The organism is Acetitomaculum ruminis DSM 5522 (assembly GCF_900112085.1).
GTDB classification, from domain to species: Bacteria; Bacillota; Clostridia; order Lachnospirales; family Lachnospiraceae; genus Acetitomaculum; species Acetitomaculum ruminis.
Genome location: NZ_FOJY01000007.1, coordinates 169,489 through 184,180, shown reverse-complemented (window position 1 = coordinate 184,180; position 14,692 = coordinate 169,489). Strand labels below are relative to the sequence as shown.

At 35.3% G+C, this 14,692-nt stretch carries 14 protein-coding genes; all 14 read right to left on the bottom strand.

What is annotated here, in order from left to right:
• On the bottom strand, window positions 1–167 hold a 167-nt coding region (locus tag BM153_RS06470), incomplete at its 3' end, for a transposase (RefSeq protein WP_143088279.1).
• A 193-nt stretch (window positions 168–360) separates the two neighbouring features.
• Window positions 361–1,296: an ABC transporter ATP-binding protein gene (locus tag BM153_RS06465; protein ID WP_092871920.1), complete on the bottom strand. Its 936-nt coding sequence runs from the start codon at window positions 1,294–1,296 to the stop codon at window positions 361–363.
• The gene (locus BM153_RS06460; RefSeq protein ID WP_092871918.1) at window positions 1,286–2,371 is read right to left on the bottom strand and encodes an ABC transporter ATP-binding protein; all 1,086 of its coding nucleotides are present in this window, start codon (window positions 2,369–2,371) and stop codon (window positions 1,286–1,288) included. The genes BM153_RS06465 and BM153_RS06460 overlap by 11 nt, the downstream gene beginning before the upstream one ends.
• Before the next feature lie 18 nt (window positions 2,372–2,389).
• On the bottom strand, window positions 2,390–3,427 hold the full coding sequence (locus BM153_RS06455; protein WP_092871916.1) for an ABC transporter permease: 1,038 nt from the start codon (window positions 3,425–3,427) through the stop codon (window positions 2,390–2,392).
• Window positions 3,428–4,363 carry an ABC transporter permease gene (locus BM153_RS06450; protein WP_092871914.1) on the bottom strand — a complete coding sequence of 312 codons (936 nt, stop codon included), beginning with the start codon at window positions 4,361–4,363 and terminating at the stop codon, window positions 3,428–3,430.
• 78 nt (window positions 4,364–4,441) lie between these two features.
• Entirely contained in the window at window positions 4,442–6,118 is a 1,677-nt protein-coding gene (locus BM153_RS06445) for a peptide ABC transporter substrate-binding protein (RefSeq protein WP_092871912.1), read from the bottom strand.
• Window positions 6,119–6,329: 211 nt separating this feature from the next.
• Window positions 6,330–6,986, bottom strand: coding sequence for a thiamine diphosphokinase (locus tag BM153_RS06440; protein WP_092871910.1), 657 nt, complete (start codon window positions 6,984–6,986; stop codon window positions 6,330–6,332).
• Window positions 6,987–6,997: 11 nt separating this feature from the next.
• Entirely contained in the window at window positions 6,998–7,648 is a 651-nt protein-coding gene (gene rpe, locus BM153_RS06435) for a ribulose-phosphate 3-epimerase (protein ID WP_092871908.1), read from the bottom strand.
• 1 nt (window position 7,649) lies between these two features.
• Window positions 7,650–8,531, bottom strand: a complete 882-nt coding sequence (gene rsgA / locus BM153_RS06430) for a ribosome small subunit-dependent GTPase A (protein ID WP_092871928.1) — start codon at window positions 8,529–8,531, stop codon at window positions 7,650–7,652.
• Between the two features lie 7 nt (window positions 8,532–8,538).
• Window positions 8,539–10,614: a Stk1 family PASTA domain-containing Ser/Thr kinase gene (gene pknB / locus BM153_RS06425; protein ID WP_092871906.1), complete on the bottom strand. Its 2,076-nt coding sequence runs from the start codon at window positions 10,612–10,614 to the stop codon at window positions 8,539–8,541.
• Window positions 10,608–11,354 carry a Stp1/IreP family PP2C-type Ser/Thr phosphatase gene (locus BM153_RS06420; protein ID WP_092871904.1) on the bottom strand — a complete coding sequence of 249 codons (747 nt, stop codon included), beginning with the start codon at window positions 11,352–11,354 and terminating at the stop codon, window positions 10,608–10,610. Before BM153_RS06420 ends, pknB begins: the two co-directional genes overlap by 7 nt.
• Before the next feature lie 2 nt (window positions 11,355–11,356).
• Window positions 11,357–12,406 (bottom strand): dual-specificity RNA methyltransferase RlmN, encoded by a 1,050-nt coding sequence (rlmN, locus tag BM153_RS06415; RefSeq protein WP_092871902.1) that lies wholly within the window; start codon window positions 12,404–12,406, stop codon window positions 11,357–11,359.
• Window positions 12,399–13,760, bottom strand: a complete 1,362-nt coding sequence (rsmB, locus tag BM153_RS06410; RefSeq protein ID WP_092871900.1) for a 16S rRNA (cytosine(967)-C(5))-methyltransferase RsmB — start codon at window positions 13,758–13,760, stop codon at window positions 12,399–12,401. The genes rlmN and rsmB overlap by 8 nt, the downstream gene beginning before the upstream one ends.
• Window positions 13,757–14,689 (bottom strand): methionyl-tRNA formyltransferase, encoded by a 933-nt coding sequence (fmt, locus tag BM153_RS06405; protein ID WP_092871898.1) that lies wholly within the window; start codon window positions 14,687–14,689, stop codon window positions 13,757–13,759. The genes rsmB and fmt overlap by 4 nt, the downstream gene beginning before the upstream one ends.
• Between the last annotated feature and the right edge of the window lie 3 nt (window positions 14,690–14,692).

Here is a 14,692-nt window from a genome sequence, read left to right as displayed (position 1 = left end):
GCTTCTGCTTCAATTATTTCTACACCTTTTCTCTTGCATAATTCACTTAAAATATGGGCTATGTCAGCTCTTATTTTTTGATATATTATCTTTCTTCTAAATTTTGGTGCGAATACGATATGATACTTACATTCCCATGTTGTATGTGCTAGACTATTTTTGTCCATTTGGATAAACCTCCTTTGATTTTTTAGTGCGGCTGTCGAACCGGCACTATTATATCATTGGAGGTTTTCCTTTTCTTGAAGCTAAAGCTCATTGGGAACACACCTGCATAGCAGGTGGTTTTATTGGTTTTCAATCCAACAATAGCGTAGCGGCCTTTACAGCTGCTACGCTAAAATTCTTTTTATTATTCTATTATTTTGTCCATTTTTCAAATTCTTCATCTGTACATTTTACATAATGAGAACCTGATACATGATGTTCAACTCCAAGATTGTAATTAATTCCTGAAGTCTTGTAATCATATGATTCTGCAACTCTGTTTTTTTCCACCATTGGATTAGGCTCAGGAATGGCTGATAATAAACTTTTTGTATATGGATGTATTGGATTTTGAAAAATCTCATCGGTTGTTCCGGTTTCTAAGAGATGTCCCAAATGTAATACTCCGATTCTGTCTGAAATATATTTAACCATTGAAAGATCATGGGCGATAAAGAGATAAGCTGAACCGGTCTCCTCTTGAATATCTTTCATAAGGTTAACTACCTGTGCCTGTATTGAAACATCCAAAGCTGAAATACATTCATCAGCAATAATAAGCTTAGGATTCATAATAAGTGCTCTTGCAATTCCTACACGCTGTCTTTGACCACCTGAAAACTGATGTGGATAACGGGAAGCATGTTCCGGAGCAAGACCAACCTTTTTTAAAATAGCCTTTATTTTTTCGCTTCTTTCTGCCTGATTTTTGTAATTCTTATGTATATCTAATCCTTCTCCGATTATATCTTCAACTTTTTTTCTTGGATTCAAAGATGACATTGGATCCTGAAATATCATCTGCATCTGTGTTCTAAGCTTTTTTGTATCTCCACGACTTAATTTTTTTGAAATATCTGTTCCATCAAATATTATTTTTCCATCTGTTGGGTCATAGAGTCTTATTACACTTCTTCCTATAGTTGATTTTCCGGAGCCTGATTCTCCAACAAGCCCGTAGGTTTCTCCCGGATATATTTCAAATGATACTCCCTCCACAGCCTTCACTGTAAATGTTCTACTAATCGGAAAATATTGTTTTAATCCTTCTACCTTTAAAAGAGGCTTTGAATTATAATCAACTGCCATATCTCTCAGCCTCCTTTTTCATTCTTTCTAATCTGTTTTTAAGCTCAATCGGCATTTCTACTTTTGGCGCTCTTTCGTCTAAAAGCCAGGTTGCCGCATAATGGGTTTCGCTGATTTTAAACATTGGTGGCTCTTTTTTATCATCTATAACCAATGCAAATTTGTTTCTTGGTGCAAATGCATCCCCTGGCACTTCATGAAGAAGATTCGGCGGTGAACCTGGAATTGTATATAATCTGTCATCATCTGTATTAAGGTCAGGCATTGCTGATAAAAGTCCCCAGGTATAAGGGTGTTTTGGATCATAAAATACCTCATTTACGGTTCCCTTCTCAACGATTTTTCCTGCATACATTACATTGACAAAGTCAGCCACTTTTGCAACAACTCCAAGATCGTGGGTAATATAAATAACGGATATACCTCTTTTTTTCTGCTCTCTTCTAATTAATTCTATTATTTTTGCCTGAATTGTAACATCCAAAGCTGTGGTAGGTTCATCACAGATAAGAAGTTCAGGGTCACAAGCCAGGGCAATAGCTATTACAACACGCTGTCTCATTCCACCGGAAAGCTGGTGAGGATATTGCTTCATTCTTTTTTCAGCATCTTCTATTCCAACTTCTTTTAATAATTCAACGGCTTTTTTATGAGCTTCTTCCTTTGATGTATTATAATGCCATCTCATTCCCTCCATTATCTGTTTACCGATGTTCATGGTTGGGTCTAAGGATGTCATAGGATCCTGAAATACCATGGCAATACGCTTTCCATTGATATTTTTTCTTATCCATTTTTTATCTTTTTTAAGTATATCCACAGTTTCCATGGAACCATTATCATTTTTATATGTAAATTCAATAGTACCGCTTTCAACTGTTGCATTTTTTGCCAATATTCCCATGGCAGCTCTCATGGTTACTGATTTTCCAGAACCGGATTCACCAACCACACTGATGGTCTGACCTCTTTCAAGGTCAATATTTATTCCTCTGATAGCATGAACGACACCCGCTGTTGTCTTGAAAGAAATATCAAGATCACGGATTTTCATAATTAAGTCTTTTTCTTCCATTTTTTGATATCTCTCCTCTTACATTTCTTTCATCTTAGGGTCAAAAGCTTCTCTAAGACCATCACCTACAAGGTTAAAGCTAAGCATGAGCACAGCCATTATGATAATAGGTGGTACTATCTGATAAGGATGTGTTGTAAAACAATTATATCCGTCAGAAATAAGGGAACCTAATGAGCACTCAGGAACCGGAATACCAAGTCCCACGAAACTTAAAAATGCTTCTGTAAATATAGCTGTAGGTATTGAAAACATTACTTGAGTAATTATCGGTCCTACAATATTAGGAAGTATCTCTTTAAATATGATAAAGAAGCTTCCTGCTCCTAAGGTTCTTGATGCCAGAACAAATTCCTGTTCTTTTAGTTTAAGCATTTCTGCTCTGGCTATTCGGCTCATTCCAACCCATTCTGTGAGCATGAGGGCAAATATTATGGTGAGCATGCCCGGTCTTAATACAAGTAATAAGAGGGTTACTATAACAAGTCTTGGAATTCCATTACAAACTTCAAGTATTCTTTGCATTACCATATCTGTTTTTCCGCCAAAGTATCCGGATATCAGCCCGTAACTCATACCGATAATCATATCAATAAGAGCTGCTGCCACTGCAATTATAAGGGATACTCTTGCTCCCTGCCAGCATCTTGTCCAGATATCGCGTCCATACATATCTGAGCCAAACCAGTAATAGAGATTATCAAGTCCATGCTCAACATAACTGTTAATTACTTTTGAACCTGTTGTGGTGCTCATTTCCTCACCACCGTCAAATATTCCAAAGTTTTCCAAAAACGGAATCCTTGGTGCCATATTTTTCTGGCTCAATTCCTGATTTGAAAATGTAAATTCGTTCATTGAAGGCCCGATAACGGCAAATATAGCAATTAGTATTATAAGTATACTTCCCATAACAGCACTTTTTTTATTGAAAAATCTTACTACTACCTCTTTCCAAAAGTTTTGGGAGGCGAAATTAGTATCGATTGAAATATCATCATTATTATCTTTAAGTACAAAATCAGATTCTACAGGAGTATATTCCATGTTTGTCATTTATTCTCCCTCCTTTCCAAGTCTGATTCTTGGATCAATAATTCCATAGAGAATATCTACTACCAGCATTATTCCAATATATAATGCAGAATAGATAAAGCTTAATGCAATTACCACATTGTAATCATTTGACTGAATTGCATTAACCAAAAGACTTCCTACACCTGGAATGGCAAAAATCTTTTCAACAACCAGTGAACCAGTCATTAAATCTACGATAAGTGGTGCCAAAACCGTAATAATAGGTATAAGGGCATTTCTTAAAGCATGTCTTAATATAAGAGCACTTCCTGAAATACCTTTACTTTCAGCTAATAGCATATAATCTGAGCCCAAAACCTCTATCATTTCTGTTCTGGTAAATCTGGCTATTGAGGCCATGGTAAACATGGATAAAGCTACAGATGGCAATATACTTGAATTTAATTCATCTGCTGTAGAATATAACATTGGAAATATCTGCCATTTGAATCCAAAAGTAAAGGATAATGCCAGGGCAAATACATATGATGGCACTGAAACACCGATTACAGATATAATCGTTGCCAAGGTGTCCCATATTGTATCCCGGTTCAAAGAGGCTATAAGTCCGAATATAAGACCTGCCAACGCACCTATTGTTACTGCCATACCACCAATATTTATAGAAATTGGAAGTCTTGACTGTATAAGCTGGGAAATAGGTGTATTTTTAGAAATCTTATAGCTGACTCCAAAATCTCCCTGAAACATATTTACAACATATCTTCCAAACTGTATTACTATGGGTTTATCCAAACCATATTTAACATATAAAGCCTGTCTTTGTTCATCTGTCAGTTTTTCGTCATTGAAAGGTGAACCAGGCATAAATTGCATCAAAATAAACAATACCAGTACAATAACCAGTAATGTAAAAAAAGATGTCAATACTCTTTTCAGTATATATTTCTTCATATTACTTCCTCTAACAAAACGGAAGCCATACTAAAGCAGTATGGCTTCCCCCCTGAAACCTTTATATATATTTATTTCTTAGTCTGTTGTTTTTACAGTGTTTTTGTAAACACGGTTAAGAGCTACAGGATGGAATTCAATACCTTTTACATTAGGTGATACCATCTCAGCATTTGCCTGTGTATAGATAGGGAAGATAACAGCATCTTCCATAACAATCTTCTCTGCGTCATAGAGACGATCTCTTCTTGCATCAAGCTCTGTACATAAATCACCTGTTGTACACTCTGCTATGATTGCGTCATAATCGCTGTTTGACCATAATCCATAGTTGTTTGAATTATCTGTAATCCACATTCCAAGATATGTCATTGGATCGTCATAGTCAGGTCCCCATCTTGTAAGTCCGATTTCGTAATTACCTTCCTGCATATCGTTTACTCTTTGTTTCTTAGGCTCTGTTGTAATTGTAACAGTTAAACCTTTAAGAGCTGTTTCCCACTGTTCTTTAAGAACTGTAGCAACTTTCTTTGGAGCGTCATCATCATCAACAATCATTTCAAGTTCTACAGTATCTGTTCCAAGTTCTTTAAGTCCTTTTTCCCATAATTCAGTAGCAGTTTCTGCATCATCACGGCAAAAATCTTTAAACTGTTCCTGATCTTTTGAGAAATCTGAAGCGAATTCTCTTGGAATAGCTGTGTATGTAGGAAGAGAACCGTCTTTTAATACTTCAGATGTAATTGTTTCACGATTCATAGCCAATGAAAGAGCAAGTCTGATATTTTTGTTTTGAAGCTCTTTAACTGCTGAAATGTTAGGTGATACATACCAGAGATATCCAGCACCAATTGACTGGAATGCTTCATCATCTGATACCTGGTCAACCTGATCTCCGTTTACTAATGTAATATCAAGGTCTCCGTTTTGATAACTCATAAGAGCTGTCTGTGAATCCTGAATTACCTGATATGAAAGTCCTGTAAGAGATACATCAGCTGCTCCATAGTAATCTTCATTTTTTGTAAGATGGAAAGCTGTTGCAGCAGGTTCAAATTCGTCTACTATAAATGCTCCATTTGAAAGAAGTGTATCTGCACTTGTTGCATATTTATCTCCACATTCTTCAAAGAATTTCTGATTGATTGGATAGAATGTTGGGAAATACATTAATGAAAGGAAGTAAGAAACTGGTACATTAAGTTTTACCTCAAGTGTCTTATCATCTACAGCTGTTACTCCCAATTCTGATTTATCTTTGTTTCCGGCAATAATATCTGCTGCATTTACTACCTGTCCAATGTCTGAAAGCATATAAGCGTATTCAGATGCAACTGCAGGGTCAACTGCTCTTTGCCATCCATATACGAAATCAGCAGCTGTTACATCATCTCCATTACTCCATTTAGCATCATCACGAAGTTTAAATGTGTATGTAAGTCCATCCTCAGATACTTCGTAACTTTCTGCTATAGCAGGAATCGGTTTTCCATCCTTATCCATCTGCATAAGTCCGTCTGTAAAATCAGCAATAACTTCAAATGATGTACCATCTGTAGCCTGCTGAGGGTCTAATGATTCAACCCCTGTTTCAATCATTACATTAAGATCAGTTGAGCCGCCACCTTTAGTATTTGTAGTGGTAGCTTCCTTGCTACTGCCTTGGGTATCTTTAGCTGTGTTTCCTCCACCACAGCCTGTCATACCTACAGTCATTACGACTGCCAGCATTAAAGCCAAAAGTCTTTTTTTCATTAGTTGTTCCTCCGTCTTTTTTCAAATTTGATAGGATAAAAATGCAATTCGGCAATGCTTTAATTTGTTGTTATTGTGATTTGTTAGCATTGCAATACATTAATCCTTTACCCTACTAATGTGTAATGATATCATAATTTTAATAAATAGTAAAGCGATACCTAATAAATAGGTATCGCTTTTTTTATATTTTTTTTACTTTTTTAAATTTTTAGTCTTTAGATTCTATCATTAGTAATATTCCATCTTGGAAAGAAATACAGGCATTTTCACTTTCAAGCTCATTACTGACCCCCAGTGACTTTCCGTATTCTAAGATATAATTTTCCAGATTGTATTTGAAGCCCTTTAAACAAAGCCCTGTTACTTTATCTCCCAATGGAAAAAAGGAAATATATTTTCCATAGCTTTGACTTTTTTTAATGGTTTCACCACTTTTTGCCAAGTGGATACGATTATGAGGATCAATAATATAACACTTTATGTTTTTGTCATAGGCTGCCTTTAGGATTTGTATATTTCCAATTACATGATCCAATCTACTGCCGGTACCCCCTAAAATAACAATCTGTCCATCCTCATCTACAATCTGTAGAGCTTCAAATACAGCAATAGTTGTATCGGTATAGTCTTTTTCAGCATCAAACTGCTTGACTTTGTTGCCGTATTTTTCTTTGTAAAACTCCACACAAACTCTGTTAGCAGAATCAAAGTCCCCTATGATTAAATCAGGTACAAGGTTATTATTGTAAAAATACTCTGTTCCCTTATCAACAGCAATAATATAATCATAGCCATAATCTTTTATGTATTGTTTTACAAAATATTCTGAAAGATTTCCTCCGGATATAATAAGTATGTTTTTCATATTTTCACCAATTATTTCATTAATTCCAAAAATTCTTTTACATTAGCCCGGTTATCGCCTTTAAATACAGCAGAGCCTGCAACAATAACATTTGCACCAGCTTTTATAACTTCTTTTACATTGTTTGTATTTATTCCACCATCAACTTCTATATCCGTTGAAAGTCCTCTATCATCAATCATTTCTTTAAGCTGTCTGATTTTTTTTGTGGAATAATCTATGTATTTCTGACCGCCAAACCCCGGGTTTACAGACATAATAAGTACCATATCAACTATAGGTAAAACATATTTTATGGTTTCTAAAGGTGTTGCCGGATTAAGGGCTACTCCTGCCTTTATCCCTAGTTCTTTTATCTGGTGAATTGTCCTGTCAAGATGTGTGGTTGCCTCCTGATGCACTGTTATAAGGTCACATCCTGCTTCGTAAAAGTCCTTTATATATCTTTCCGGTGCCTCTATCATAAGATGTGCATCAAAAAATCTGTCTGTACATTTTCTTATTGATTTAATAACAGGCATTCCATAAGAAATGCTTGGGACAAAAAGTCCATCCATTACATCTATATGCACATACTGTGCTCCTGCTTCATCTATAGCCTTAACTTCCTCTCCCAGTTTTGAAAAATCTGCTGAAAGAATCGATGGTGCTAATATATTCACTTTAACGGTACCTCCTGACCTGTTTTAATTCCTGGTATATTTCTGTGTAATTGTCGTATCGTAATTTACTGATTTCGCCTCGTTTCAAGGCTTCTTTTATTCCACAATCGGGTTCATTTATATGGGCGCAGCCTACGAAACGACATTCTTTTTCATATTCTGTAAATTCCGGAAAATAATTCCAAAGTTCTTGGCATAGTATGTCATCTATACTCATGGAAGTAAATCCCGGTGTATCAATTATAAAAGTATCCTCATCCACAACTATAAGTCTTGTATGTCTGGTGGTCTGTTTTCCCCTTTTTATTTTTTCACTTATTTCTCCGGTTTCTTCATTTCCATCAGGAACAATTTCGTTTATAAGAGAGGATTTTCCTGCTCCTGAAGGGCCTGCTACTGTAGCAGTTTTTCCCTTTAGTTCTTTTTTCACTTCTGCTATCCCCTTCTTATCTTTTACACTTATAAAAAAGACTTTATAGGGAGTTTTGGAAAATTCTGACTTCAAATAATCAATTTCTTCTTTTGTGCATAAATCTTCTTTGTTAAAACAAATTATGCTTTCTACACCTTGTTTTTCCATTGATACAAGGTATTTATTTAGTATATTGAAATTGGGATTTGGCTCTTTCATGGCGAATATAACCAAAGCAAGATCAACATTTGCCACTGAAGGACGAATAAGTGAGTTTTTTCTTTCCTCTACGGACACCACATTTCCTTCTTTTTCCTCCATGGAAATGATTTCTATTTTTACCTGGTCTCCAACCAAAGGAGTGATTTTATTTTTTCTAAATACTCCTTTTGCTCGACACGTAATAATACCGGCTCCTGCTACATAAACGTAGTAGAAGCCGGAAATTGCTTTAATTATGCGTCCGCCCATGGTAAGGCTACTCATTATCATCTCCTGAATCTTCCTGACCGGCACTTACCGTAAAGTTTACGGTGGTTCCTTCTTCAACAGTTGTATTTGAAGCAATTGACTGGTCAATTACATATCCTTCTGTAATGGAATCACTTGGAACTTCTGTTACTGTTCCTACTGTAAGCCCTGCCGCTGTAATAGCCACTTCAGCCTGTGCTTGAGTCATTCCTGCAAGAGATGGTACCGTAGTTGTTTTAACTTCAGGTCCAAGACTTATAACAATGTTTACATTTGTCCATTGATTTACTGTTGCACCTGCTGTCTGATCCTGGCTTATTACCAGGTCTTTTGCAACAGTATCACTGTATTCTTGTGTAACACTGCCAAGATTAAGTAAACTGTTTGAAAGTGTTGATTGAGCTTCTGCCTGATTCATACCTACAACTGATGGTACGGTAGTTGTTTTAGGTGCTTCTCCCTTACTGATAACAAGGTTTACATTAGACTCTTTTTCAACAGTTTCTCCTTCACCCGGTGCACAAGAAATTATGCAACCTTCCGGAACACTATCACTGTACTCCTGGGAAGTAGTATAGTTTAATCCTGCTTTTACTATTTCTGTGAAGGCAGCGTTTTGCTCCATTCCAACTACCTTTGGAACTGTTGTTTTATTGCTTCCGGTACTTACCTTAACTTCAATTGTTGTATTCTTTTTAATCTTTTCTCCCTTGGATACACTCTGGAAAACAACATATCCTTCAGGATAAACATCTGACTCTTCTTCTGCAATTTTTTTAATTCCAAGTCCTAATTTATTTAATTCATCTTTTGCATCTTCGTAATCTTTTCCAACAATGTTAACCATCTCAACCTTGTCTGATTCTTCCTGAGTGGAAATGTTTGTAGATGGTTTATCTTTGGTGGCGGTTGATTTAAGAACACCTGCAAAAGACAATATTATGTAAATTACGATACCTACTATAACCAGGGCAACTATAATACCACCTATTGTAATCGCCTTATCCAACTTAGGATTCAGTTCTTTTTCATTATCTTCTTTGGCATAAAGTTCCTCGTCTTCGTCATAATCATCTTCATAATTATCATCATATTCTTCCTGATTTTCATCATAGGATTCTTCATAGCCTTCATTATATTCTTCCTGTGGATATTCATCTTCCTCCGGAAGAATACCGCGTTTTATCCTTTCTAAATCTTCATCACTTAAAACCAGTGTTTTGTCATTTAAAACTCCAGGTATTATCTTAACAAAATCCTCATTAGGATTTATAAGAGAATGTTTTAAATCTGCAATAAGCTCTGTTACATTTTTATAACGCCTGTCCGGACTTTTTTGTGTACACTTTAATATGATTTTTTCTACACTGATTGGAAGTCCCGGCACATATTCACTTGGTGGAATTATTTCATCCTGAATATGTTTTATGGCAACGGAAACTGCTGTATCTGCATCAAAAGGAACATGTCCCGTTATCATCTCATAAAGGGTTACACCTAATGAATAAATATCACTTTTGGAATCTACAAATCCTCCTCTTGCCTGTTCCGGTGAAATATAATGCACCGAACCCATAACATTGGAATTTATGGTATTTGTAGAAGCAGCTCTTGCAATTCCGAAATCCGTAACCTTTACTTTACCTTCTTTTGAAATAATTATATTTTGAGGCTTAATATCTCTGTGAATAATATGATTGTTGTGAGCTGACTCTATTCCCTTTGCTACTTGAATAGCAACACTTATTGCCTCTTTCTGACTGAGTCTGCCTTTCTTTTCAATATATGTTTTTAAGGTGATTCCTTCCACTAACTCCATAACTATGTAGTGTATGCCATCTTCATCACCAACATCATATACATTTACTATATTTGGATGTGCCAGTCCTGCTGCTGACTGAGCCTCAACCCTGAATTTTGAAACAAAAGCTTCATCTTCCGAAAACTCCGGTTTTAAAACTTTTATAGCTACATATCTGTTTAATTTATTATCTTTAGCTTTATATACATCTGACATCCCACCTGAGCCTACTTTTGAGACTACGGTATATCGTCCGCCAATTAAATCGCCTTGTCTTAACATGCTTTCACCTCATTGAATTCTAATGGTTTTATCAAGATAACAGAAATATTGTCCTTTCCTCCCTTTAAGTTAGCAGAATCGATAAGTCTGTCTACAACTTCATCCACTTCCCCGGAACTGTTAATTATATGATTAATCTCTTCGTCATCAACCATATTGGTAAGTCCGTCTGAGCACATTAATATCCTGTCACCTTCTTCAAGGTCAATCTCAAAGTAATCAACCAACACCCTCTTTGCAGCACCAACTGCCCTGGTAATAATGTTTTTGTCAGGATGTTTTCTCGCTTCGTTTTTATCGATTTCTCCCATTTTAACCATTTCTTCAACTAAAGAATGATCCTCTGTTATCTGTTTAATAGATTTGTTAATAATATATAGTCTGCTGTCTCCAACATTAGCTACTGATAATCGGCCTTTTTTGATAGATGCCAACACAATGGTAGTACCCATGCCATTATAATTTGTATCCTCAGCTGACTTTTTCACAATTTCTGAATTGGCCATTTTTATAGCATTTGTGAAGATATTATGGGGATTATTACTTTCGTCTATCCCTACAGATTTTATAATCTGCTCGACTGCCAGTCCTGAAGCAATATCTCCAGCCTTGTGTCCCCCCATTCCATCAGCCACTATAAAAAGGTTACAAAGATTACCTATCGGCTTATCAGTGGCAAATACTTTGTCCTGATTGGTCTTTCTAACCTTGCCAATATCCGTTTTTGCAAAAAACCACATCTTTATCCCAACTCCTCACTTTCTATGTAGCTTCTTCTTAGCTGTCCACAGGCTCCGTTAATATCTCTGCCCATTTCCCTTCTAATAGTAACATTTATTCCATTATTTTCAAGTTGCTTTTTAAAATCTTTGACACTTTTTTGTAATGGATTCTTAAAACTTCTTTCTTTTACAGGATTAACAGGTATCAGATTAACATGAGCATTTATGCCTTTTAAGTTTTTTGAAAGCTCATCTGCGTCTTGTATTGAATCATTGACACCGGCACAAAGACTGTATTCAAAAGTAATTCTTCTTCCTGTTTCTTTAACAAAATATTTGCAGCTTTCTATAAGTTCATCATAATGATACTTATTGGCAACAGGCATAAGCTCTTTTCTTTTTTCCTGATTTGGAGCATGCAAAGATATTGCCAGAGTAACAGGTAGTTTTAAATCTGAAAATTCCTTTATCTTTGGTATGATTCCGCAGGTGGACACCGTAAGATTTCTCTTACTAATATTTAAACCAGAAGAATCTGAAATAATCATTATAAATTTTATAAGATTTTCATAATTATCAAAAGGTTCTCCCGAGCCCATTACCACCACATGGGAAACTCTTTCATTTGTAAAATTTTCAATTTGATAAATTTGTGAGAGCATTTGGGCTGCACTTAAGCTTTTTGCCAGGCCTCCAATACCTGAAGCACAAAAACGGCACCCCATTTTACAACCTGCCTGAGAAGAAATACAAACTGAATTTCCGAAAGAATATTTCATAAATACACTTTCTATTACATTGCCATCAGATAATTTAAAAAGGAATTTTTTAGTTCCATCTATTTTAGACTCCAATACATCAAGTATTGTAAGATTATCCAGAAAATATCCTTCTTTAAGCTGATTTCTAAGCTCTTTTGAAAGATTTGTCATTTCATCAAAATCTGTGGCTTTTTTCTTATGCATCCATTCAAAAATTTGTTTTGCCCTGAATTTTTTCAGTCCAAGTTTTTCACATTCACACTCTAATTCTTCCCTAGTCATGGATTTTAAATCTGTTTTTTCAATCATTTTCTTTTCTCCTGAACCTGGCTATGAAAAATCCATCCGATTGGTGAATCCCTGTAATTAACTGCAAATACCCTTCTTTTGTGGTATCGCATTGTAATTCTTTTGGAATAAAAGAATCAAGAGATTCTGGTTCAAAAGGAAAGTTTTCTTTAAACCATTTAACATTTTCATCATTTTCAATGTGATTCATGGTACATGTACTATAGAGTAAAACTCCACCGGGTTTTACATAATTTTGTACATTTTTAAGGATATTTCTTTGTAACAAAGCCAGATTTTCTTCATCTTCTTTTGTTATTCTGTAACGAATATCCGGCTTTCTTCTAAGAACCCCAAGACCTGAACAGGGTGCGTCACAAATTAGTACATCTGCCTTTTTCTCCAGATTTTTGTCGTAAATTGTGGCGTCTTTTATTTCAAAAGAAATATTTTTATATCCGCTTTTTTCTATGTTGTAATTAACCTTGTCCTCTTTAAAAAAGCTGTTGTCAAAGGCTTTCACCTGACCTTTTTCTCCCGTAAGCAAGGCAGCAAATATGCTCTTTCCTCCCGGTGCGGCACATACATCAAAAACTGTATCCTCTTTTTTTATACCGGCAGAAAGAACACTTATCATGGAACTTACATCCTGAATATAAAAAAATCCCTTTTTAAATTCCTCCAATGACTGAATATCAGCCACATTGTCTATGTAGTAACATTCATCAAGATATGGCCCTTTTGTAAGATTTATACCTTTTTTTGAAAGAATACCCACCAGTTTATTCGGTTTTATCTTTCCTGTATCTATACGAATCATATTTTTCTTTTTTTCATTGATGGAAGAAAGCATAATTTCCAGTTTTTCTTTACCAAAATCTTTTCTGAACTGTTCAATAATCCACTGAGGCATGGAATATTTAACAGAATAGTATTTATTGGCTTCATTTTTTTCATCCGGTAATTTTATTTTATCCCTGTTTCTTAAAATATTTCTTAAAAGTCCGTTTACAAAACCTGAAAGACTACGGCATTTTGTGCTTTTTGTAAGTTTCACTGCCTCATTACAGATTGCAGAATCAGGAACGGATTCCATAAATAAAGCCTGATATAGACTGCTTCTTAAAATATTTCTGATATCCGCTTTCATTTTTCTAACCGGAATTTTTGAAAATGAATCTAATACATAGTCTAAATATATAAGTTTTTCAACAGTTCCAAGACATATTATCTTAATAAAGGATTTTTCTTTCTTATCAAGATAATCAAACTTATCAAGAACGGCATTTACTGTTTCCGTAAGATAAGCCCCGTTTTCCAAGGACTCCATAAGTATTTCATGTATTATTTTTCTAAGATTAACTTCCGTTTTCACTGGAATATTTCTCCTTCTTGGATCTTAAAACCTCTTAAAAAGTCAGCAATATTCATTCTCTTTTTACCTGATAACTGTATCTCATTTAACTTAAGAGCACCCTCTTTACATGCTACTATAAGGCTGTCCTTTGTAACTTTTATAACTTCTCCAGGATTTTTTCCATGATTATCGTCTAAAACATCTGCATCCCAGATTTTTAAGGTCCTATCATTTAGATTGGTAAAAGCAGTAGGCCATGGATTATATGCCCTTATTTCTCTTTCCAATACTTTAGCACTCTTATTAAAATCAAGATTTCCTGATTTTTTATTTATCTGTCTTACAAAAGAAACCTTTGTCTCATCCTGCTTAAGGGGAGTTATTTTTCCCTCTTTTAAGTCATTCAAAGTCTTTACAATAAGATTTGCACCCAAATCCTGTAATTTATCAAATAAAGTTCCGGTGGTCTCTTTTTCATCAAGTAAAATGCTTTCCTGCAAAAGAATATCTCCTGCATCAAGTTCTTTAGCCATAAGAATGGTTGTAATGCCGCTTTCTTTATCTCCGTTTAGAATAGATGCCTGTATAGGAGCTGCTCCCCTGTATTTTGGAAGTAATGAAGCATGAACATTTATACAACCTAAAGGTGGCATTTCAAGAATTTTTTCAGGGATAAGCTGTCCGTAAGCCGCAACTACAAAGGCATCTGCCTCTATCTGACCTAATATATTAACTGATTCTTCATTGTTTATCTTTTCCGGTTGATATATATTTTTTATTCCGGCTTGTAAGGCAGCTGTTTTCACATCTGAAAATGCCATTTCCTTACCTCTGCCCTTTGGTCTGTCAGGCTGGGTAAATACTGCCACTACATTGAATTTTTCATCTATCAGTTTTTTTAAGATTCCTGCTGCAAAATCAGGCGTTCCCATAAATACTATATTCAAAAT

What these genes read in the sequence shown, in the direction of transcription:
- pknB (WP_092871906.1), bottom strand. Translation starts at nt 10,614, where the DNA reads ATGTTAAGACAAGGCGATTTAATTGGCGGACGATATACCGTAGTCTCA.
- BM153_RS06465 (WP_092871920.1), bottom strand. Translation starts at nt 1,296, where the DNA reads ATGGCAGTTGATTATAATTCAAAGCCTCTTTTAAAGGTAGAAGGATTA.
- BM153_RS06440 (WP_092871910.1), bottom strand. Translation starts at nt 6,986, where the DNA reads ATGAAAAACATACTTATTATATCCGGAGGAAATCTTTCAGAATATTTT.
- BM153_RS06450 (WP_092871914.1), bottom strand. Translation starts at nt 4,363, where the DNA reads ATGAAGAAATATATACTGAAAAGAGTATTGACATCTTTTTTTACATTA.
- BM153_RS06445 (WP_092871912.1), bottom strand. Translation starts at nt 6,118, where the DNA reads ATGAAAAAAAGACTTTTGGCTTTAATGCTGGCAGTCGTAATGACTGTA.
- rlmN (WP_092871902.1), bottom strand. Translation starts at nt 12,406, where the DNA reads ATGATTGAAAAAACAGATTTAAAATCCATGACTAGGGAAGAATTAGAG.
- BM153_RS06460 (WP_092871918.1), bottom strand. Translation starts at nt 2,371, where the DNA reads ATGGAAGAAAAAGACTTAATTATGAAAATCCGTGATCTTGATATTTCT.
- rsgA (WP_092871928.1), bottom strand. Translation starts at nt 8,531, where the DNA reads ATGGGCGGACGCATAATTAAAGCAATTTCCGGCTTCTACTACGTTTAT.
- BM153_RS06455 (WP_092871916.1), bottom strand. Translation starts at nt 3,427, where the DNA reads ATGACAAACATGGAATATACTCCTGTAGAATCTGATTTTGTACTTAAA.
- BM153_RS06420 (WP_092871904.1), bottom strand. Translation starts at nt 11,354, where the DNA reads ATGTGGTTTTTTGCAAAAACGGATATTGGCAAGGTTAGAAAGACCAAT.